This window comes from Paraniabella hibiscisoli (assembly GCF_022512515.1).
GTDB classification, from domain to species: Bacteria; Bacteroidota; Bacteroidia; order Chitinophagales; family Chitinophagaceae; genus Niabella; species Niabella hibiscisoli.
On record NZ_JAKWBK010000001.1, the window covers coordinates 1,384,568 to 1,404,719 of the forward strand.

General features: G+C 41.7%; 23 protein-coding genes, 1 tRNA gene and 4 pseudogenes. 15 read left to right on the forward strand and 13 right to left on the reverse strand.

Features of this window, described 5'->3' with window-relative positions; all coding sequences use genetic code 11:
- The first annotated feature begins 130 nt into the window (after positions 1-130).
- The 3 genes from MKP07_RS09050 to MKP07_RS09060 are packed head-to-tail and all read left to right on the forward strand — an operon-like array spanning position 131 to position 1,183.
- On the forward strand, positions 131-697 hold the full coding sequence (locus tag MKP07_RS09050; protein ID WP_240846916.1) for an SCO family protein: 567 nt from the start codon (positions 131-133) through the stop codon (positions 695-697).
- Between the two features lie 49 nt (positions 698-746).
- The gene (locus MKP07_RS09055) at positions 747-893 is read left to right on the forward strand and encodes a hypothetical protein (protein WP_240846917.1); all 147 of its coding nucleotides are present in this window, start codon (positions 747-749) and stop codon (positions 891-893) included.
- Between the two features lie 38 nt (positions 894-931).
- Positions 932-1,183: a hypothetical protein gene (locus tag MKP07_RS09060; protein ID WP_240846918.1), complete on the forward strand. Its 252-nt coding sequence runs from the start codon at positions 932-934 to the stop codon at positions 1,181-1,183.
- 100 nt (positions 1,184-1,283) lie between these two features.
- On the opposite strand, the pseudogene MKP07_RS42310 reads toward MKP07_RS09060, so the two are convergent.
- A pseudogene (locus MKP07_RS42310) lies at positions 1,284-1,630 on the reverse strand (phage holin family protein).
- 136 nt (positions 1,631-1,766) lie between these two features.
- Here MKP07_RS42310 and MKP07_RS09075 point away from each other — a divergent pair.
- The 4 genes from MKP07_RS09075 to MKP07_RS09090 all read left to right on the forward strand — a co-directional run bounded on the left by MKP07_RS09075 (position 1,767) and on the right by MKP07_RS09090 (position 4,385).
- A complete protein-coding gene (locus MKP07_RS09075) occupies positions 1,767-2,678 on the forward strand; it encodes a diacylglycerol/lipid kinase family protein (RefSeq protein ID WP_240846921.1) in 912 nt (303 codons plus the stop codon).
- A 25-nt stretch (positions 2,679-2,703) separates the two neighbouring features.
- Positions 2,704-3,306: a ribonuclease HII gene (locus MKP07_RS09080; RefSeq protein ID WP_240850721.1), complete on the forward strand. Its 603-nt coding sequence runs from the start codon at positions 2,704-2,706 to the stop codon at positions 3,304-3,306.
- Between the two features lie 267 nt (positions 3,307-3,573).
- Positions 3,574-3,804: a hypothetical protein gene (locus MKP07_RS09085; protein WP_240846922.1), complete on the forward strand. Its 231-nt coding sequence runs from the start codon at positions 3,574-3,576 to the stop codon at positions 3,802-3,804.
- Between the two features lie 275 nt (positions 3,805-4,079).
- The gene (locus MKP07_RS09090) at positions 4,080-4,385 is read left to right on the forward strand and encodes a hypothetical protein (protein WP_240846923.1); all 306 of its coding nucleotides are present in this window, start codon (positions 4,080-4,082) and stop codon (positions 4,383-4,385) included.
- Between the two features lie 272 nt (positions 4,386-4,657).
- Here MKP07_RS09090 and MKP07_RS09095 read toward each other — a convergent pair whose 3' ends face one another.
- The 11 genes and pseudogenes from MKP07_RS09095 to MKP07_RS09145 form a co-directional block, all read right to left on the reverse strand.
- Entirely contained in the window at positions 4,658-5,275 is a 618-nt protein-coding gene (locus MKP07_RS09095; RefSeq protein ID WP_240846924.1) for an NAD(+)/NADH kinase, read from the reverse strand.
- A 100-nt stretch (positions 5,276-5,375) separates the two neighbouring features.
- Positions 5,376-6,602 (reverse strand): BamA/TamA family outer membrane protein, encoded by a 1,227-nt coding sequence (locus MKP07_RS09100; RefSeq protein ID WP_240846925.1) that lies wholly within the window; start codon positions 6,600-6,602, stop codon positions 5,376-5,378.
- A 75-nt stretch (positions 6,603-6,677) separates the two neighbouring features.
- Positions 6,678-6,842, reverse strand: a complete 165-nt coding sequence (locus tag MKP07_RS09105; protein WP_240846926.1) for a hypothetical protein — start codon at positions 6,840-6,842, stop codon at positions 6,678-6,680.
- Between the two features lie 65 nt (positions 6,843-6,907).
- Positions 6,908-7,567 (reverse strand): CBS domain-containing protein, encoded by a 660-nt coding sequence (locus MKP07_RS09110; RefSeq protein ID WP_240846927.1) that lies wholly within the window; start codon positions 7,565-7,567, stop codon positions 6,908-6,910.
- Positions 7,561-8,376 carry an alpha/beta fold hydrolase gene (locus tag MKP07_RS09115; RefSeq protein ID WP_240846928.1) on the reverse strand — a complete coding sequence of 272 codons (816 nt, stop codon included), beginning with the start codon at positions 8,374-8,376 and terminating at the stop codon, positions 7,561-7,563. The genes MKP07_RS09110 and MKP07_RS09115 overlap by 7 nt, the downstream gene beginning before the upstream one ends.
- A 195-nt stretch (positions 8,377-8,571) precedes the next feature.
- A complete protein-coding gene (locus MKP07_RS09120; protein ID WP_240846929.1) occupies positions 8,572-9,207 on the reverse strand; it encodes a DNA mismatch repair MutL family protein in 636 nt (211 codons plus the stop codon).
- 102 nt (positions 9,208-9,309) lie between these two features.
- Positions 9,310-10,406, reverse strand: a pseudogene (gene mutL / locus MKP07_RS09130) (DNA mismatch repair endonuclease MutL).
- 120 nt (positions 10,407-10,526) lie between these two features.
- The gene (locus tag MKP07_RS09135) at positions 10,527-10,805 is read right to left on the reverse strand and encodes a LytS family sensor histidine kinase (RefSeq protein WP_240846932.1); all 279 of its coding nucleotides are present in this window, start codon (positions 10,803-10,805) and stop codon (positions 10,527-10,529) included.
- A pseudogene (locus tag MKP07_RS09140) lies at positions 10,802-11,014 on the reverse strand (histidine kinase); the annotation flags it as partial. The pseudogene MKP07_RS09140 and the gene MKP07_RS09135, both read right to left, overlap by 4 nt.
- 11 nt (positions 11,015-11,025) lie before the next feature.
- Positions 11,026-11,082, reverse strand: a complete 57-nt coding sequence (locus MKP07_RS42315; protein WP_394803641.1) for a hypothetical protein — start codon at positions 11,080-11,082, stop codon at positions 11,026-11,028.
- 8 nt (positions 11,083-11,090) lie between these two features.
- Complete coding sequence (locus tag MKP07_RS09145) at positions 11,091-11,576, reverse strand: hypothetical protein (RefSeq protein ID WP_240846933.1); 486 nt, start codon at positions 11,574-11,576, stop codon at positions 11,091-11,093.
- A gap of 267 nt (positions 11,577-11,843) precedes the next feature.
- Here MKP07_RS09145 and MKP07_RS09150 point away from each other — a divergent pair, with 267 nt between their 5' ends.
- The 4 genes from MKP07_RS09150 to MKP07_RS38095 all read left to right on the forward strand — a co-directional run bounded on the left by MKP07_RS09150 (position 11,844) and on the right by MKP07_RS38095 (position 14,749).
- A complete protein-coding gene (locus tag MKP07_RS09150; RefSeq protein WP_240846934.1) occupies positions 11,844-13,010 on the forward strand; it encodes a glycoside hydrolase family 3 protein in 1,167 nt (388 codons plus the stop codon).
- A complete protein-coding gene (locus MKP07_RS09155; protein ID WP_240846935.1) occupies positions 12,992-13,726 on the forward strand; it encodes a hypothetical protein in 735 nt (244 codons plus the stop codon). Before MKP07_RS09150 ends, MKP07_RS09155 begins: the two co-directional genes overlap by 19 nt.
- Positions 13,666-14,421: a serine hydrolase domain-containing protein gene (locus tag MKP07_RS09160; protein WP_317235975.1), complete on the forward strand. Its 756-nt coding sequence runs from the start codon at positions 13,666-13,668 to the stop codon at positions 14,419-14,421. The genes MKP07_RS09155 and MKP07_RS09160 overlap by 61 nt, the downstream gene beginning before the upstream one ends.
- A 112-nt stretch (positions 14,422-14,533) precedes the next feature.
- Complete coding sequence (locus tag MKP07_RS38095; protein ID WP_317235793.1) at positions 14,534-14,749, forward strand: serine hydrolase; 216 nt, start codon at positions 14,534-14,536, stop codon at positions 14,747-14,749.
- Between the two features lie 13 nt (positions 14,750-14,762).
- On the opposite strand, the pseudogene MKP07_RS09165 reads toward MKP07_RS38095, so the two are convergent.
- Positions 14,763-15,592 (reverse strand): annotated as a pseudogene (locus tag MKP07_RS09165) (IS982 family transposase).
- Between the two features lie 109 nt (positions 15,593-15,701).
- Between MKP07_RS09165 and MKP07_RS09170 the strand changes: the two are divergent.
- The 4 genes from MKP07_RS09170 to MKP07_RS09185 all read left to right on the forward strand — a co-directional run bounded on the left by MKP07_RS09170 (position 15,702) and on the right by MKP07_RS09185 (position 19,273).
- On the forward strand, positions 15,702-16,724 hold the full coding sequence (locus MKP07_RS09170; RefSeq protein ID WP_240846936.1) for a hypothetical protein: 1,023 nt from the start codon (positions 15,702-15,704) through the stop codon (positions 16,722-16,724).
- A 141-nt stretch (positions 16,725-16,865) separates the two neighbouring features.
- Positions 16,866-17,153 (forward strand): hypothetical protein, encoded by a 288-nt coding sequence (locus MKP07_RS09175; protein ID WP_240846937.1) that lies wholly within the window; start codon positions 16,866-16,868, stop codon positions 17,151-17,153.
- On the forward strand, positions 17,128-19,089 hold the full coding sequence (locus MKP07_RS09180) for a hypothetical protein (protein ID WP_240846938.1): 1,962 nt from the start codon (positions 17,128-17,130) through the stop codon (positions 19,087-19,089). The genes MKP07_RS09175 and MKP07_RS09180 overlap by 26 nt, the downstream gene beginning before the upstream one ends.
- A gap of 110 nt (positions 19,090-19,199) precedes the next feature.
- Positions 19,200-19,273, forward strand: a tRNA-Ile gene (locus MKP07_RS09185).
- Positions 19,274-20,152 lie beyond the last annotated feature (879 nt).

The window sequence follows — 20,152 nt, forward strand, 5'->3', positions numbered from 1 at the left end:
TAATGCGTATTACAGTGCGGTTTCCCCACTCCGGCAACTTACTTTCATTTGTTACAGCGCTGCTGTCTACATTTTGTTTGCTGCGCTTCAACAACTATGAAGTAATTTTGTTTCTCTAAAAAGAGTTCCCGTGCGTAAAAAGACCATCTATTATCTCGTTTTCTTTGTTGCCTTATCCATAGTTTTTTATGGTATTGTTTCCTGGTTTATACCGGGTTATAACGACAGGAAGCTGGAGCCCATCAGCAAAGTGGCCCAATTCCGGTTCACCAACCAGGATGGCCAGGCGGTAACGAATACGGATGTGGATGGTAAGGTATATGTGGCTGAATTCTTTTTCACCACCTGCCCCGGCATTTGCCCGATGATGAATGACAATATGAAGCAGGTGTATGAAAAGTTTAAAAATGAGCCTGATTTTCGTATTTTATCCTATACCTGCGACCCCAAAACAGATTCAGCAGCGCGGTTAAAAATGTATGCCGACTCGATGAAGGTAAATACAGAGAAGTGGATATTTCTTACCGGCAGAAAAGATAGCTTATATAATATGGCCAGACTTAGTTACTCTATCGATGACCCGGCTAATAACCTCACCAACGTTGAAGACGATTTTTTACATAGCCAGTTTTGGGCATTGGTGAATAGGAAAGGAGATGTTTTAGCTATTTATGACGGTTTGAAAAAAGAGAAATAAACGGTTTGATCAGGGATATTGAAAAAGAACTCAAAAATTGATAATGGGAATGAGGTCCATAGAAAATATACTGAAGGTTAACAAGCTAAGTGTAACAGCCGGCCGGCAAAAGATATTGCAGCTTTTTCTGAATAGCGGTGGCGCATTGGCGCATGCTGATATAGAAAAAATGCCGGGGAGCATTTTGACCGGGTAACTATTTACAGAACTTTACAGGCTTTTGTAGAAAAAGGATTGATCCATACCATTCCCACTTCTGATAATTCTATAAAATATGCACTATGTAAAGATGATTGCGGCGAAGGACACCACCACGACCATCATGTGCATTTTGTATGCAATGTTTGTAATAATACTTTTTGCCTGGATAGTGTAGTAACACCGACAGTTGATTTGCCGGAAGGATACCAATCAGCTGAATTAGAGGTAGTTGCAAAAGGCGTTTGTAAAAACTGTGCCCCAGGGATCAAAAAAGCCCTGATGTAGAAACATCAGGACTTTTGATTAATGTTTTGATTAGGGATCTAAATTAGAAGCTTTTTGCAAAAAATCCAAAAAAATCCCTTTTATTGATACAACGCAATTGCTATTCTTTTTTGCCGCCTACCAATGAATACAGTATCGAAGAGCCGAGTGATAATAAAATGCTGAATGCCAAAGCCCACCAAAACCCATCTACATAAACACCTTTAAAAAAGTTTGCCGCCAGCAATACCATAAAGGCGTTGATCACCAGTAAAAAAGGCCTAATGTAAATACCGTAACCGGTATGGTTAAGATCACCAGTATAGGCTTCACTACCGCATTTAATAATGCCAGCACCAATGCAAACAGCGCTGCAGTTTTCATATCAACAATTCTAACGCCGCTTAAAATATTTTGTAGCAGGTAAGCAATAAGACCAGTGATCAACACTTTTAGTATAAAATTCATTTTCAGCTCCCGATTTTTGTCAGAGTATAAAGATAGACACTAATGCCCTATTATTAAAGGCATTATTATATCCTTAAGTTTTTGTTGAAAAATATGCAGGCGTTTTAGTGTATGTTTATTACAAATACATTTGCATATGCGGCGCAAAATTATCTACCTTGTTAATCCTGTTTCGGGCACCAGCTCAAAAGATAGCGTTCAGAATACTATTGCAGCAGAAACTCTGAAGTCTGGTATCCCTTTCCGGTTTTTTCCTTCGGTAGCTAATGGTGATTATTCTTTCCTGGAAGAAACAATCCTTACAGAGAAAATAACCGATATTGTTATTGTAGGCGGAGATGGTACGGTAAGCCAGGTGGTGGACAGCCTGATGGCAATGCCCGTTCAGTTTGGAATTGTGCCCTGCGGTTCGGGAAATGGCCTCGCCTTCGGTGCAGGTATTCCCAAAACAATAAAGAAAGCGCTTGCGATAATTTTTAACAATCATTCTCAGCAGGTTGATGGCTTCCGGATTAATAAACGGTTTGCCTGTATGCTTTGCGGTATCGGGTTTGACGGCCAGGTGGCGCACGATTTCGCAAAAGCCAACCAGCGCGGGTTGGCTACCTATGTAAAAAAAGTTTTCAGTAATTTTTTTACGGCATTACCTTATTCATTTAAAATAAAACTGAATAACAAAATATTTACTACCGAGGCTTATTTTATCAGCATTGCCAATAGCAACCAGTTTGGCAATAATTTTACGATAGCCCCTAAAGCCAGCCTCAACGATGGGAAAGTGGATGTAGTGATTGTTACCGATCAATCTAAACTCACTTTATTATATAATACCTTTATGCAGGTGGGAGGCTTAAATGGCCTTCAGAAAAAGGAAAACATTAACGAAAACAAAAGCGTTATCTATTTTCAAACAAGTGAAATACGCATTAGCAATTATGGAGAAGCTCCCATGCATATTGACGGTGAGCCTGTTGAGACCGAGAAAAAGATTCATATTGAAGTACAACCTTCCTGTTTTAAATTGCTGACCAGTAAAGACGGTTTATAATGGAAGAATTAGTAAGATTGGAAAACTGTTTCAAGCCAGAGCTTGCGGATGCGGTTGTGATGAAGCCGGGCGTGGCTGCTATGCAGGTCCTGTTTTTGCAGCAGCAGTTATATTGCCATCCACCTTTTACCATCCACTGCTCAATGATAGCAAGCAGGTAAAGGCCGGAGACCGGGAGATATTAAAAGTTTATATTGAACAGCAGGCCCTGGCTTTTAGCGTGGCGATGGTAGATGTGGAGGAGATAGATACCATTAATATTTTAAAAGCATCTCAAAAGGCTATGCACCTGGCACTGGATAATCTTTCCGTTACGCCCCAGTTTGTATCGGTAGATGGCAACTATTTTATACCGTATAAAACGCTGCCACACCAATGTATTATTAAAGGAGATGGTAAGTATGCCCATATTGCTGCGGCCAGCATCCTGGCTAAAACCTACCGGGACCAGTATATGCGCAATTTGCATGAAAGCTTTCCCCATTACAATTGGTTCTCTAACAAAGGGTATGGCACTCTGGCACACCGGTTGGCAATAGACAGCCACGGACTAACCATTCATCATCGTAAAAGTTTTAAGATCACTTCGCCACAACTGGAGATTTTTGAGGAGGGAGAGAATCCCTAATTCTTGGGATAGTGCAGGTAAAAAGCAATATAATTTTTAATTTTAAGGTTGATTTCACCCCATCAAAACCATAAAAAATATACGGATGAAAAAAATATTGTTATTAATAGGAGCTGCTCTCACGTTAGGGCTGCAATCGTATGCACAAGGCAGTACCGCCAAATCCGCTAAGAAAACTGAAAGCGACGATAAATCGGAAAAGTCCACCAAAGCTTCTTCTGAGAAAAAGAAACTTCCGAGGAACGTGATGAAAGAAGAAAAGAGGATATGCGTCGGTTTGGTCGTTCACAGGCCGATTTCTGGAAGAAAGAACATGAAAAGCAGGTAGCAAAAAAAGAAGCCAAAGAGGGAGGTAGCAGTTCAAAAACCAAGGTAAAGGAAGATGACGGCGATAAACCGGAGGCAAAAAGCGAAGGACCGCGAAAGCCTCCTCCTCCCCCAACCCTTTTAAAAAGAAAAAAGCAGGAGATGCTGATGACGAAAAGGGATCCAATGTGAAGGAGGACAAAGCCGGCGAAGAAGGACCGAGAAAACCTCCTAATCCTTTTAAAAAGAAGAAAAAAGAAGCTGAAGAATAATAAGGATAGTTTGAAAACCCTTGCATTTGCAGGGTTTTTTTATGAGCGTTTAGGTTTCGCAAGCCTAATAAAAAGTGAAATCAGGAGTCTGATGCAACCTGGATCAGTCATAAAAGGTCAAATAATTAACAAATGAACCATGCGCATGGCACAACATTTGGAAATTAGAAGATTGTTGAATCAAAAATCCATTTTATGAAGAAATTCGTTGTAATCTTATCCCTGGTTTTATTTACGTTGATCAATAGCGAAGCCTTTTCTCAGCGGCTACCGCCAAGGCCTCCTCATCCCCATAAAGCACATCATTACCGGGGACATGTGGTTAAAAAGAAATACGTAAAACATAAGCATCCGAAAAAGTCAAAACATTATTATGCCAGGAGCAGCCGTTATCGTAAAGCGCCCGCCAGGAGGCATCATGCTATAGCGAAGTATCATCCACCGAGACCACCGCGTCCGGCCTTACCTCCTCGTCCACCGTTACCACCCCGTCCATTTTAACGGAAAAGATATATTGCTACACCGGCCTCAATGCGGTGTTTTTATTTCTAATAACATGAAACCTGCATTGTATATAGCATTTTGCGTTTGCAACGCATTAAAAGGCTTAATTATTCCGCCTGTCCAACCCCCAGATCAACTTGGTTTGAATGGTATGCAGGAAATTATTTTCACTTAGTCTGAGCAGATTAATAGAAAATTTTTCTTTTCGAATTGCAAGTGACACATTTTTGGAAATGATTTCTTTACGAGAGTCAAGGGCGCAAATGATCTCATCTCCGGCTTTCAATTTCAAATGAAATGATGCTGTTATCGTTTACGACCAGCGACCTTACATTGAGGTGATGAGGTGCCACCGGGGTAATGGTAAAGTTTTCCGAATCGGGGAAAACGATAGGGCCGCCGCAGCTTAATGAGTAACCGGTAGACCCGGTAGGTGTTGACACAATCAGGCCATCGGCCCAGTACGTATTTAAAAGTTCGCCATTGATAAAAGTATGGATCTTCAGCATAGAAGCCGTGTCTCTTTTATGGATCGCAAATTCGTTAAGACCAAAAGGCATATCGCCAAATAGCGGCATGTCTGCATCTACATGTACCAGCGAACGCTTCTCACTAATATAAGTTCTTAACGCCAGCGCTTTAATAGCCAGGGTAAGATTTTCTCTTCCGATACTGGACAAAAAACCGAGCCTTCCAAAATTGATCCCCATTATGGAAATGGGTTTGTCTTTAATCAACGTAATGGTATCCAGCAGCGTACCGTCACCTCCCAGGCCAATAATAAACTCTACGTCTTTGTCCAGTTCTTCTGCCGTGGTGAAGGTGGGGGTGTGATCAGAAAGGTTTAAATGAGGCCTCAGACTATCGAAAAGAGGGCCATAGACCACATATTTGAGTCGGTAGTTTTTTAACTCCTCAAAAAAGTCTTTACATCTGCATAAGATGCTGCATCAATGCCACGGCTGTATACGGCTACCTTCATGTTGCTTAGTATAATGTCTTCTTGTGTAAATATAGACCGTTTTCTCCTAACTGGTTAAAGGAGAACTCCAGCTTCAAAGTAAAATCGTAGTCTGTAAAGATGTCTAACCCGAAACCTCCACCATAAAGCATACGATTGGTCAGGCTATTGGCCCAGGGTTGGGTATTGCGTACATAACCCGTATTACCATAAACTTTACCGTAAATTTTAAGGGGTATTAGTGTTGATGTATACTTCTTAAGTATGGGTAAATTAAGGCTGAAGTTAGCGAGCTGTTTGGAGAGCGTTGCATTTAAAATGCCTCCTGCAACGCCATCTATTACATAGTTCTCATAGCCACGCAAGGTAAGGTCTCCATAACCCAGGAGTTGCGAATTAAGATAAGGTTGCTTAAATGGTAGCTTTAAACTCCCCAGGGCAGAAATACTATAAAACATTTTATCGTTGATATGCCAGCTCCCCTGAGCTTTGGCGCTTAGTTGCCATACATTCATTCTACTATTAAATCCCTGCTTGGCCAACATTACTTCATAGGCATATCCCTGAGTTGGATAGGGAATATAATCAAGGTTTTGATAAACCAATTTGTAATAAACCCTGGGATATTTAACACTTGTAGCCCCATTATTTAAAAATTGGGGATTTTTCAAAACTACTGAATCTGATACCCGCAAGGTATTGTATCCGATACCAAAATAGTGACGCGTGAAAAAGGCCGGACGGTAAGAAAACTCTGCGAGCCCTTCGAAGAAATTTTTAGGATAATCATCGCGTTCGTTATGAAACTCCTGCCGGTTGTCGAGCGTGATATGATTGATTTCATGAGTTTTGCCCAATGCCAGGCTCATATTAAGTCCCCATTTCAGGTTTTTATCAATATAAGGGCGGTTATAGCTTAAAAGAAGTTGTTTGGTATACCCTGTAACGAAGTAAAATCTTAATTTATCGTTATTACCAGTGGCATTATCATACATGAGTTTCACGCCATAGTCAACCCGGGAAACACTCGCGCCTCTTTTAAACAGCCACTCATTCAGGTTGCGATCTACCGGCTTCAGGTGAGGCAGCGGTAATAAATACCATCGTTCTTTTACCTGTATTTTAACATCGAGGTAAGGCCCATCTATGTTAACCACTCCAATACTAAAGTCTTTAATTGAAAAAGAGAGAGGTTGAGCAACTGGGTTTTTCCACGGGAAAAAGGTCAGGAATGTCTTTAATTTGTACAACATCTTCTTCTTTAAAAGGTAACTCCCTCAGCATAATAGCCCTGCGGGTTATTTTATTGCCTTCAATATAAATATGCCTTATAATAAAGGAGCTCTCCTGCGGGGAATGGATATGGAGTCGGGCCAGAAGTCATTGGGAGCAACAGGCGAGGGCGATTTTTTTAAAGTGTCTACCATTAAGGTAGCACTGTCCATTTGTGCGATTGCAGCCGGGCTATTGCCCAGTAAAATAAGTAGCCACAATGCATATTTTTTTAACCAAGGCATTCTTACATCACAAAAGGTTCGGATTGTATTTGAGTGGCGTACTAAACATTGAGGTAGCTCATCAGATTTTCATAGTTGCTTTTAAGCTCATTGGTATATAATTCTTCACCAAAATAGTGCTTAACGTCATACTCATACCGTTGAAAAGTGGCAACAATATCTGAAATTTCCAGTTTGTTTACTTTCAGGGTAATGAGCATTTTTCCTGTTTCAACATCTCTTGAGGTATTCAACTGCGTAATCTGTGCGTCATTACTTTCAACCAGCCGGCAAATTTCAGAAAAAGAATATTGCTGCGGGTCTACTTCAAGCACCACCAGGGCTCCCGGTTCATTGATCTGTAAAAACTCTGCGATATCCTGTAATAAATGACTGGTTTCTATAGTTCCGGTCAATTTGCCTGTGTTGTCTACTACAGGTAGAATACTTAAATGAGAAGCAACCGCCAAGGAAACTGCTTTTAAGAGGTGATCTCCGGCATTAACTGACACTTTCAGCAGAAAATGCTGGATGTCTTTTATTAACTGGCTCTCATCTGCGTTAAGCAGGGTTTCTTCTTTTATAATACCAATAAACTCTTCACCCTCGGTAACAGCCAGTTCCTGCACCTGGTATTGGTACATGAGCCGTAGCGCATAATAAACCTTGTCAGATAATTTAATCTGAGGAAGGTTTTCAAAGGGTAAATTGGTAACTAACATTTTGCCTCTTTTATACTAAGACTCCCATTTTCAGGCTTCTGTTGCAATGGAGGAATGTTTTTTAAGAAATTGAATAAAATACTGTTGAATTCTTCAGGAACTTCCATCATAGGTGCGTGACCGCACTTGTCGATAAAGTACAGTTCGCTATCGGGTAACAGCTTATGAAATTCTTCTGCTACGAACGGTGGCGTAATATTATCATTCTTCCCCCATATCAGCAATGCGGGAATTTTAATTTGCTGCAATTCTTTTTCCAGGTTATTCCGGATGGCGCTTTTTGCCAGGGCGATGATTTTAATAACCTTTAAGCGGTTATTGGTAATCGAAAACACCTCTTCTACCAACTCTTCGGTTGCCATGGCCGGATCATAAAAAGTATAGGCTGTTTTTTTCCTGATATACTCCCTGTCGCCACGTTTGGGATAACTATCACCCATGGCGCTTTCAAAAAGACCCGAACTTCCGGTTAAGGTAACTGTTTTTACACGGTCACTTTCATTTTTCAACAGGTATACTAATCCTACATGGCCACCCAGGGAATTACCCAACAGGTGAATATTCTTATAATCCCTGGTTTCGATAAAACGATGTACATATTTGGCCAGGCCGCTTACACTGGTATGTAAAATATCCATATCCAGCAAAGGCAGCATCGGCACTATCACTTTATTGTATTGCTTAAAGTGATCTATCAGCGGTTTGAAGTTGCTCAACGCCCCAAACAGTCCATGCAACAACACGAGCGGTTCTCCTTCTCCCTCTTCTATGTAGCTAAATTTATCGTGTTGCTTTATCTCGTACTGCATTATTAATTCTTATGTTATCGCCGCTAATATATTGATTTTACCAAATCGATACCATTATTAGCAGTTATATTTTAATATTATTAGCAAAACCAACGCTAAATCCCGTTTTCTATACCAAATAGCATACGAAATCAACACTTTTCATTGGATATTTCCCGGTTAATAAAAATAGAATATTCGGAAGAAATTTACAAATCACTTTCCAAACATCCGTTCGATCTGGTCTTGTTTAAATTCCAGGTAGGTGGGATTGCCATCCGGAGCTATGTTAAACGGGGTGCATTCAAACAAGTCTGTTAATAGCTGCCTCATTTCTCTTTCTGTCAACCGGGTTCCGGTTTTTATAGCCCGCTGCCTTGCCAGGGAACGCACCAGCCTTTCCCGATTGGATATCTTAATCTCGGTATTAAAGTGTTTGTACTGTTCAATCGTAAAGTCAACGATCTGCTTTTCATTGCCCGTATCCAGGTCGGCAGGCGTACCTTGTATCACAAATGTATGATTACCGAGAGGCTCAATTAAAAAACCCAGCACTTTAAAATAAGGGAGTAGCTCATTTAATATAACTGCATCTGAAGGGGACATTTCCAGGGTGGGAGGGAACATGCTGCTTTGTGTAGCAATAGGTGTGCCTTCTATTGCACCAGACATTTGCTGGTACAGTACTCTTTCATGGGCCGCCTGCTGGTTGATCAGCAAAAAGCTGTTTTCTGTCGGGTATAGGATATAAGTATTTAAAACCTGAGCCAGGTCGGTATGTTCATCTACGATGTAGCTGTTGCTTTTGGGAGATGAAAATATTTGAGGTGGCGTTTTTTCGTAGTCAAACAATGCCTCTTCTTTTTCACCGGTTCGTAAAACTCCTTCCAGTGTTTTAATTCGGACGAAGAGGGGCGATCGATAAAATGTGCCTGGTGCTGCTGCGTAAATCCTTTATAAAGGAGAGGCGGCTGCTGTTTCCTGCTGGTCGGACGTAAAAGGCCTGGAGACAGAGGACAGGTTTTGGATAGACGCGTCCAGGTTGAAGTCCAGCGTAGGCGTAATGCTGAATTGCGCCAGCGCATGTTTAACTGCTGCCTGAACAAAGGCATAAACGATCTTTTCATCCTCGAATTTGATCTCCTGTTTGGTAGGGTGCACATTCACATCCACCTGCTCTGGATCTATTTCGATAAAAGCACATACATGGGGAAACTGTCCGAAGGGATCATTTCCTGGTAAGCATTCATTACCGCATGGTTGAGGTAGGGACTCTTAATAAACCGGTTATTGACAAAAAGTACTGGTCTCCCCGTGTTTTTTGGCCGTTTCGGTTTCCCGGTAAAGCCATAAATATTCATGTAGTCTGTATCATCTTTTACCGTAACCATTTTGGCATTGTAATGGTTTCCTAAGAGTTGTACCACTCTTTGCTTCAATGTACCTTTTTCAAGATGAAAGAGCTGCTGGCCATTGGAGGTAAGGGTAAATAAAATATGCGGGAAAGACATGGCAACCCGCGTAAATTCATCTACTATATGACGCATTTCTGCGGCATTGCTCTTTAAAAAATTGCGCCTCGCCGGAATGTTGAAAAAGAGATTTTTCATGGCAATGCTGGTGCCATTAGGTACGGCAACGGGTTCCTGGCGCATCACCGTGCTGTTTTCAATTTCCAGCAAAGTGCCTGCATCATCCTCTGCCCGCTTAGACTTTAGCTCCACCTGGGCCACCGCTGCAATGGATGCTAGTGCTTCGCCCCTAAATCCCATGGTTTTAATATGGAACAGGTCTTCAATACTTTTTATTTTGGAAGTTGCGTGACGCTCAAAGCACATGCGTGCATCGGTTTCGCTCATACCGCTGCCATTATCTACCACCTGTAAAAGGGTTTTGCCAGCGTCTGTAATAATGAGTTTGATTTCAGTAGCGCCTGCATCTACGGCATTTTCCAATAGTTCCTTTACCGCACTTGCCGGGCGCTGAATAACCTCACCGGCAGCAATCTGGTTAGCAATATTGTCGGGTAATAAAACTATTTTATCAGGCACGTTTCACAAAAATTTTAAGCCTGTAAAGGTACAACAATCGATGGTTAGTGGAAACTTAAATCTGTACCTATTAAGTACCAGCGATTAACGGGCTCAGATCCCCTCAGCAAAATAGGAGGTTTAACTTTTTAGATCCCGGATAATGAGTTCAGCATCATAGCTATCTCCGGCGTCATTGAATGAAAGCTGGTAGTTATTTCCATATTCGTTCTGCAAACGGGAGATCGTGTTTTCAAGGCCTATTCCATATCCTCTTTCTTTGGGGCCAGCCGTTTTTTTGTTTTTTACGGAGAATCTCAGGTAGCCTTCTGACGTATTCAGCTCCAGCGTTATTTTTAGCGGGTTTTCCTGCTCGTGCAGTTCGCCATGTTTAAATGCATTTTCTACTAAAGTGATCAAAACCAGGGGAACAATTTTGATATTACCCGCTTCATGGTCTGGGGAGCTGTGTACAGGATCGATAATTTATTTTCGAAACGCATCTGGTTGAGTTCTATATAAGCCTCTATAAATCTCATCTCATCTTTCAGCAAAACCATTTTGTCGCTGCTTTCCGTTAAGGCGAATCGCATGATGTCTGAAAGCTTTAGTATTCCGGCAGCAAGCTCCTGGCTTCTACCTAAACTGGCACTGGCATAAAAAAGTTAAGCGTATTGAGCAGGAAGTGTGGATTGATCTGCGCTCTTAAGAATGCAGTCTCGGCCGCATGTCTTTTATTTTCTGCAAGTTTGGCTTCTTCCCGTTTCTGAACCAGGTCTTCAAAAAGTAGAACATCAGGCCAAACAGGAAAAAATATAAGTAGTTGGCAATAAAGGAAGCAACAAGCATTTTGCCCGTAACAGCAGATTGGGGCATTTCAGGGGTGTTGTAGGCTATTTGCACAAAGTAACACCAATGCGCGCCATAGCTTATTGCCATTCCCAGCAGCAACCATAAAATGCGGAGCCAGTAGTTTACTTTTTCTCCTTTTTTAGACAGTTTCAGTGCTGCATAAGCGCTGTAAAACGGACAGATATTTACAAAAAGGGTTCTAATCAAAAATAAACCAGGAGTAAAGTAATCCTTAACACTGAAATTCAATATAGCTGAAAGTGTCAGCCAAAATACCCAGAACGCGATATGTACTTTTCTAAAATCTTTTGCAGTTTCTACTTTTAATATAGATCTCATTACAGGCGTTGATTAGGCTGCAAAGTAGTAATAATTAAAAAATAAAGGGAGTTTAAATATAATAACCAGGAGAGGTGATAATCTGGCATGTATTTTCGGAATAGGCCGTTTAATGCTATTTCGTTAAATTTTTACTGAATGTTTATTATTGTTTTGGCCAGGAGGAACTCTCACAAAAAATTTTCATTCATTCCATGTAGAATTTATGAATAAAAAATTTCGTGTACGTTTGTAAGAACCGTATTATTTCTGAAAATAACTTATAAAATGAAAAATCGAAGGTTAGTCGTTGCCACTATATCAGTATTGTCGTCTTTGTTCGCGGGTGCTCAATCTACTCCTGCTCAACAATGGGTGGATCGAACCTATAAGACGCTGACGGACGATGAAAAGATCGCGCAGCTGGTTATTATACGGGCTTATTCTAATAAGGGCGTAGAAGCCAATGTGGTAAATGATATTAAAAGGTTTAATGTAGGGTCTATTTGTTTTTTCCAGGGTGGGCCGGTAAGGCAGGCACAGCTGACTAATTATTACCAGGGCATAGCTAAAACGCCCATTTTAATTACGATTGATGGGGAATACGGCTTGGGGATGCGCCTGGATAGTGTTACCAAATATCCCTACGCCATGACACTGGGGGCTGTTACCGATGCTTCGCTCGTGTACCAAACCGGTAAAGCTATTGGCGCGCAGCACAAGCGCCTGGGCGTGCACGTAGATTATGCTCCCGTGGTAGATATTAATAATAATCCCAACAACCCGGTGATTGGTTTCCGGTCTTTTGGAGAAGACAAATACCGGGTAGCGAGAAACGGCATTGCTTTTATGAAGGGTATGCAGGATGCGGGCATTATGGCTACGGCCAAGCATTTTCCCGGTCATGGTGATGTGGACGTTGACTCTCACCTGGATCTTCCGGTAATTAATAAAACCCGGGCGCAGCTCGAAAACCTGGAATTATACCCGTTTCGTGAATTGATAAAAGCAGGAGTACAAAGTGTTATGGTGGGCCACCTGTCCGTTCCTTCAATTGATAATGGCAAAAACAGGGCTACTTCTATTTCTAAAAATGCAGTGAACGGATTATTGAGAAAGGAATTGGGCTTTGACGGACTTACTTTTACCGATGCCCTTGAAATGAAGGGGGTAGCGAAGTATTTCCCCGGAGGCACCATTGCCGTAGAGGCGCTTATAGCCGGTAACGATATGCTTTGTTTGCCTGAAAGTGTGGAGGGAACGATTAAAGCGGTAAAAGATGCTATTAAACAAAAAAGACTGACCTGGCAGGATATAGAGCAAAAAGTAAGAAAAGTGTTGCTGGCAAAATACAATCTTGGAGTAACCAACCAGCCGATTGCCATCAATAACCTGCTGAACGACCTGAACTCCGAAACCGATGCGGTTAGAAAAAAGTGGCGGAAAAGGCTTTAACCTTATTAAGCCTCACAACTCCCAATACTTTCAGGAATGATTTCTTTACCTGGCCTTTAAAAAAGAATAGAAAGGTAGCCTATGTTGCTTTTGGTAATGGAAGCAGAGAGGCTTTGGGAGATCGGCTAAAAGAAGATTTTAATGCAGACGTATTCTATATCAATTATGCGGATGCTGTGGGTAAAGGCGGAACTGTAGTAAAAAAGATTATAGATGGTAAGTATGACGATGTTGTGATTGGATTTCATGATATAGCAACCCGTAAAGGCAGTACGAATTACGGCATTACACAAAGCGCTATTCAAAACTGGTATGCATTAAATAAAACCAATGCCATTACCCTGGTGTTTGGCAGCCCCTTTGCTGCGGCCAGTTTTTGTACGGCTAAATCGCTGGCCGTTTGCTACGAAGATGATATTGTTTTTCAGAATACCGCAGCTGATTGGCTGCGTGGGGATTTTGTAGCGGCCGGTACTTTGCCTGTAGGTGTTTGTACTTTTAAGCAGGGCGATGGCAAACTGGTATCTCCCGGCGACCTCACTTACCTGGAACCGATTGGGGATGAACGCTTCGCTGCGGTAGATTCTATCGCTATTGAGGGAATTAAAAAAAAGCCTATCCTGGTTGTGTTATACTGGCCGCTAAAGATGGCCAAATTGTTTACCATAAAGCTTTCGGAAGCTTCGACTACGACAGCCTGGATGCAACGCGTTTAAACAGTATTTTCGACCTGGCCTCTGTTACCAAAACTTCAGCCGTTACGGTTTCTATTATGAAGATGGCAGAGCAGGGAAAAATCGATTTAAAAAAAAAGCTGAGTGATTACCTGCCATTTACTAAAAAGACCAACAAAGCGAACCTTACATTAGAAAACATTTTATTGCACCAGGCCGGTATGGTATCATTTATCGGTTTTTATAAAGAAACCATTGACTCCAATGGTAACCCCAGGCCAGAGTTATATAGATCATCACCCCAGGAGGGCTTCACTACGCAGGTAGCCAGGGACCTTTACCTGAGAAATGACTGGAAAGACACTATCTGGAAAAGAATATTAGAAAGCCCGGTGGTGCCACAGGGTAAAAAATACGAGTATAGCGATAATGATTTCTGGTTTCTGGGCAAGATCGTAGAAACGGTATCAGGAAAACCCCTGGAGCAATACGTGCAGGACAGCTTTTACATACCTCTTTATATGAAAACTGCGGGTTACAGGCCCCTGGAGCGTTTTCCGTTATACGAGATCGTTCCTTCTGAGAAAGAGACCGGTTTTAGAAACCAGCTGATACAGGGCACGGTGCACGATGAGGGTGCTGCTTTAGGCGGTGGGGTTGCCGGGCATGCCGGGCTGTTTTCCACTGCATACGACCTTGGGAAATTATATCAGATGCTGTTGAACGGGGAGAGTTAAATGGCCACCGGTTTTTTAACTGGGAAACCGTGCAGGATTTTACTGCGTACAGAAGTTCGATTAGTCGCAGGGCTTATGGTTTTGATAAACCCGAAAAAATACGGGTGGAGGGGTGCAAACATACCCCAGTGGTTTGGCATCTGCTCAAACCTTTGGTCATACCGGGTTTACGGGTACCTGTGTATGGGTTGATCCCAAGTATAATATTGTTTATGTATTCCTGTCTAACCGGGTAACGCCTACACGTAACAACCCGAGGCTGGGCACTTATAGCATCCGCGGTAATATTCAGGACGCGATTTACAAGGGCCTGGGAGTAACTAATTAATTCAAGTTGCTAGTTAATTGGTGAGTTTATTTAGGGTGAAAGCCAAAATAAACATCGCGAGTTTGATCAGAAACCCTTTAAAGGTGACTGCATGTATTTTTCGAAGGAACAGGGCTTTTATTTCACTAAAAGAAGTTTCTATTCCTTTTCTCTTTTGCTCTTTGATGAACCGGATCCACGGCTCATCGGGTCTTCGGGAGTTGCTTTTTCGCTGGATCATTAACTCAATCAGTTCTGCTTCTCTCATATCATCTTCCACCTGATAATCGGTATAAGCAGAATCTCCATAAATCTTACTTTCAGCAGCCACTGCCAATGGCAGCTTTTTCAAGGCCTGTACATCACTCTCACAACCGGGTACAAAACCAAACTCTACCGGGATGCCTCAGCGTTGACTAGCACCTGCACTTTTACTCCATAGAAATATCGACGCATGCTACACTGTTTACCTCTCCATTGCTTTCCTTTGAGTAGTTTACAACGACTGATCCGAATATTATCACACACCGCTACCGGGAAAGAATCAATCACATATTCTGACGCTCCTGCCACGCTTTTTAAATAATGACCTAACTGCCAAAACAGGGATAAAACCAACTCACTGACGCAGTGAAGTCTCCGGTTAAATCGACTTTTGTCCAACATACCTGGAACTAATCCTGTCATCTTCATAAAGTTCCTGCCATTATCCAAATGCCCTCCAAAATAAAGAGCGGATACTAATGCCGTCGTTATTACCTCACTGTCGCTGACTCTGCGACGACTATCTTCAAAATGGCCAATCCCTTTTAAAATATCATCTACAATACAAAAAATCCTTATAATTTTATCTTCCGTGAGCATCTCGATTCATTTTTAAGTGTGGTAACTCTAAAATAAATCTTTTTGATGCTCATTTTTTTATTGCTTTACTAGCAACTTGGGTTAATTAGGCGTATTGTATATTCGCTGTATGAAGTGGTTTCTGTTTTTGATGATACTATTACCCTTACTTTCCTGTAAACAAAACAGCCGTAACATAGAGCCCGCCGCCTATTATTGGAAAAGCCAATTTAATCCGGGTGAATTTGAAAAGAAGAGATTAGATAGCCTACAGGTGCAAACACTTTATATAAAGCTTTTCGATATAGCCTGGAATAGTGCTACGATTCAGGCTTTACCGGTAGCTAAGCTATTTACCAGGGACACGGCTTATCTGCGTAGCAAAAAGATCATTCCGACCGTTTTTATAACCAATGAGGTGTTCTATAAACTGGATAGTACAGGGGTGAAATCACTGGCAGGAAATACGGGCTCCTTAATACAAAAATATGTATCGCTTTACTCACTACATCATGTACCGGAAGTGCAGATCGATTGCGACTGGACAAAATCTACCCGCGATAAATATTTTTACTTTTTAAACGAAATAAAGGCGCTGTCAATTGCACCGCTGCTATCTGCTACCATCCGGCTGCACCAGGTAAAATATACCAGTTCATCGGGCGTACCTCCGGTGGACAAAGGCTTGCTCATGTGCTATAATATGGGCAATCTGCAAAAAGAGAAAACAGCCAATTCTATCATCGATCCTGAAGAGTTTGGTAAATACCAGTCTTCTATAGAGACTTATCCATTACCATTGGATATAGGCCTCCCTCTTTTTGACTGGTATGTATTGTTCAGGGATCATCAATATGCAGGACTGTTTTCGTCTATACCCATAGAGATATTGAATACTTTTGAGAAAGAAAATAAGCAGGTGTTTAAAGTAATGCGGGATACCATCGTTAATGAGCGGTCGTTAAAAGCCGGGGACCTGTTGCGATATGAGAATAGCCCGGTCGGGGCGATTAATAATATGGTGGATCAGTTAAACAAAACGCTCACCACAAAAAATCTGCACGTAGCTTTGTATCATTGCGATTCAACAATTTTAAGTAAATACCTTTTACATGACCTGGAAAACTTTTACAGCGGTTTGCGCCGTTATTAGCGCGGGGCTGGTTTCCCTTCCTCAAAACATCATCGGATGTGGCGGTGGCATTGATCCTTATGATTATTACCTTAGCTTCTTTAACCAATATGCAGCCTCGCAAGTACAGTATAAGCCCTTTTTTATACCAACGAGCAGTTCTTGTTTGATTATGAAGAGCCGGTAAGCGCTGCAGATGTACTGGTGAAAGAATGGGTAGACTTTACCGGTAAAACGGTTTCAGAGAAAGACGCCAATGCTTTTGTGATGAAGTTCCCAGCAAAGGATATCAATACGCTCTATTACCATATTGAAAAAAACGCCTGCTACACTGCCCGATTCTATCAGCCGGAATGGTATGTCGCAATATTTCCTGAAAAACAAAAACATGGAGGCATTAGGATATATCTTATATGCCAAAAAAGTGGAACCTCATGCAACAGGCATTAGTGAGTGGGAACCGGAGAAACGGGATAGCATTGTAATGGACCGGCTGATGAAGAACGGCCTGCAGCTCTATACCGCAGCAAAGACCGACCTGTTTAAACTAAAGTATGCTTACCAGGTGATACGGTTAGCGCATTATAATAACCGGAGCAACGATGCTATAAAGTACTACGATGAAATGGTGAGCGCCAATACTACCCAAAGTGTTTTGCAACCCATGAGCCTGGCATTGAAAGCCGGCGCTCTATTCCGCACGGGAAAGAACCATGAAGCAGCGTATTTGTTCTCTAAGGCATTTCATCAGGGCCAGGCTAAAAAGATCTCCAACTACTATGGCTTTGATTGGGCAGTGGTTAGAACCGATAATCTAAAACAGTATCTTTCGTTTTGTAAGAATGATGGTGAGAAAGCGGATATGCTTTCCTTGTTTGCATTAAGGAATCCGGATAATGGCCTGGCTTTTTTGAAGCAGGTGTACCAGTTAAAGCCATCATCTGATCTATTACCTACATTGGTCGTAAGAGAGATCAACAAGTATGAGGAGCGTTATTTAACACCACTTATCGGGAAGGAGTATAACAGCGGCTTATTGGGCATTAGCTATTATTACCAGTATACGGGTAAAGAAACGGATAGTCTTTTGCGAAAAGAAAAACCTGAGCTGGGAGCGTTTGTTGAGTTTGTTAATAACATAAGCAAGGACGCTAAAGTAAAAGACCCCGCCTTAATGCAGTTGTCCGCAGCCTACGGGGCGTATGTATTGCGAGACTATAAAAAGGCCAATAGCTTGCTTGCTCCGCTAAAAACAGCAAACCTGAATGCCCGTTTGCAGGATCAATGGATGCTGACCAACCTGTTGGTGCAGATCAGTAGCCAGGATAAGATTGATGCAGCTTTTGAAGAAAAGATACTGCCTTCTCTGAGATGGTTATATAGCAAGTGTTTTAAAAACGAAAAAGAAAAAGGCGAGGAAAATGTTTATTATTATGGCAATGAAGAGAAAGGTCAGTCGTATAAATTTTACAGGAATGTTCTGGTAGATATTCTATCCAAGCGTTATAAAGCACAGGGCAATTTAGATAAAGCATTGCTGGCTATAGGTTCACCCGAATCATTAATGCCGGAGTATTACGATCAGTCAACCGAATTTTTAAGAAGTCAGTTGAATGGACAGCAAGCCGAGGCCTTATATCATTTTTTAGCGGCTAAGAAGTTCACGCCTTTCGAACAGTTTTTAGTAACCAACAACCGGCTAAAAATTAAGACAGTAGCCGATTTTGCGGGTACGGCTTATCTACGCGATCACAATTATGATAAGGCCATTGAGTGGCTGCAAAAAGTGCCGGGACAAAATAAAGTGATTGAGAAAGATCCTTTTAAAGAATTGCTTTATGATCAGGAAGAGCGTTTGCCCGGAGATAAGGTAACCACCAATAAATTGGCCTATGCCAGGGAAATGAAACGCCTGCAGGGACTGGTAAAAACCGATGCAGCTAATGCGGCCCAACATTTATACAAGCTGGCTTTAGGTTACTATAACATTACTTATTACGGTTATGCCTGGAACCTGGTGGAATACTGGCGCAGTGGTGCAGATGGATATTATGTACCTAAAAATGCTACTGATTTCCAAAAGGATTATTACTGCGCTACCACGGCGGAAGCTTATTTTAAAAAAGCCATGGAAGCCAGTACCAATCAGGAATTTAAAGCAAAGTGCCTGTTTATGATGGCTAAATGCAGCCAAAAACAGCTGCCGAAGCCACAGTATAGCGACTTTGGCAATTATGACGAGTATCGTCAGAAAGCCGATAAGTACGAGGTTGAATTTACCCATAACCGGTATTACCCGCAATTGAAAGCGCAATTTGGCAACACAAAGTTTTATAAAGACGCTCTTACAAGATGTTCTTACCTGAGTGATTTTGCAGCAAAATAAGCCGGTGGCAGAAATTCATGAAATTCTAACATTATTTTGTTTTTTTCTATACTTTTGCTCTCCCTTAATCGGAAAGATCTTTTTCACATATTTTGTCGTTTTACGACACCGGTCCTATAGCTCAGCCGGTTAGAGCATCTGACTCATAATCAGAGGGTCCCTGGTTCGAGCCCAGGTGGGACCACAAAATTTAAACTCCTGTAATTTGCAGGAGTTTTTTATGCAAAATTCTTCGCCAATTTGAAAATCCGAAACGCTTTTCGGAGGGTGATAGAGAATTTGCTAAGTCATTACTCATAATCAGAGTGCCGATAGCTATCGGCACTGGTTCGAGCCCAGGTGGGACCACAAAATTTAAACTCCTGTAATTTGCAGGAGTTTTTTTATGCAAAATTCTTCGCCAATTTGAAAATCCGAAACACTTTTCGGAGGGTGATAGAGAAGTTGCTAAATTATTACTCATAATCAGAGTGCCGATAGCTATCGGCACTGGTTCGAGCCCAGGTGGGACCACAAAATTTAAACTCCTGTAATTTGCAGGAGTTTTTTTATGCAAAATTCTTCGCCAATTTGAAAATCCGAAACACTTTTCGGAGGGTGATAGAGAAGTTGCTAAATTATTACTCATAATCAGAGTGCCGATAGCTATCGGCACTGGTTCGAGCCCAGGTGGGACCACAAAATTTAAACTCCTGTAATTTGCAGGAGTTTTTATGCAAAATTCTTCGCCAATTTGAAAATCCGAAACGCTTTTCGGAGGGTGATAGAGAATTTGCTAAGTCATTACTCATAATCAGAGTGCCGATAGCTATCGGCACTGGTTCGAGCCCAGGTGGGACCACAAAATTTAAACTCCTGTAATTTGCAGGAGTTTTTTTATGCAAAATTCTTCGCCAATTTGAAAATCCGAAACACTTTTCGGAGGGTGATAGAGAAGTTGCTAAATTATTACTCATAATCAGAGTGCCGATAGCTATCGGCACTGGTTCGAGCCCAGGTGGGACCACAAAATTTAAACTCCTGTAATTTGCAGGAGTTTTTTATGCAAAATTCTTCGCCAATT

What these genes read in the sequence shown, in the direction of transcription:
- MKP07_RS09110 (WP_240846927.1), bottom strand. Translation starts at nt 7,567, where the DNA reads ATGTTAGTTACCAATTTACCCTTTGAAAACCTTCCTCAGATTAAATTA.
- MKP07_RS09145 (WP_240846933.1), bottom strand. Translation starts at nt 11,576, where the DNA reads ATGAGATCTATATTAAAAGTAGAAACTGCAAAAGATTTTAGAAAAGTA.
- MKP07_RS09100 (WP_240846925.1), bottom strand. Translation starts at nt 6,602, where the DNA reads ATGTTGTACAAATTAAAGACATTCCTGACCTTTTTCCCGTGGAAAAAC.
- MKP07_RS09115 (WP_240846928.1), bottom strand. Translation starts at nt 8,376, where the DNA reads ATGCAGTACGAGATAAAGCAACACGATAAATTTAGCTACATAGAAGAG.
- MKP07_RS09085 (WP_240846922.1), top strand. Translation starts at nt 3,574, where the DNA reads ATGCGTCGGTTTGGTCGTTCACAGGCCGATTTCTGGAAGAAAGAACAT.
- MKP07_RS09075 (WP_240846921.1), top strand. Translation starts at nt 1,767, where the DNA reads ATGCGGCGCAAAATTATCTACCTTGTTAATCCTGTTTCGGGCACCAGC.
- MKP07_RS09150 (WP_240846934.1), top strand. Translation starts at nt 11,844, where the DNA reads ATGAAAAATCGAAGGTTAGTCGTTGCCACTATATCAGTATTGTCGTCT.
- MKP07_RS09170 (WP_240846936.1), top strand. Translation starts at nt 15,702, where the DNA reads ATGAAGTGGTTTCTGTTTTTGATGATACTATTACCCTTACTTTCCTGT.
- MKP07_RS09055 (WP_240846917.1), top strand. Translation starts at nt 747, where the DNA reads ATGAGGTCCATAGAAAATATACTGAAGGTTAACAAGCTAAGTGTAACA.
- MKP07_RS09090 (WP_240846923.1), top strand. Translation starts at nt 4,080, where the DNA reads ATGAAGAAATTCGTTGTAATCTTATCCCTGGTTTTATTTACGTTGATC.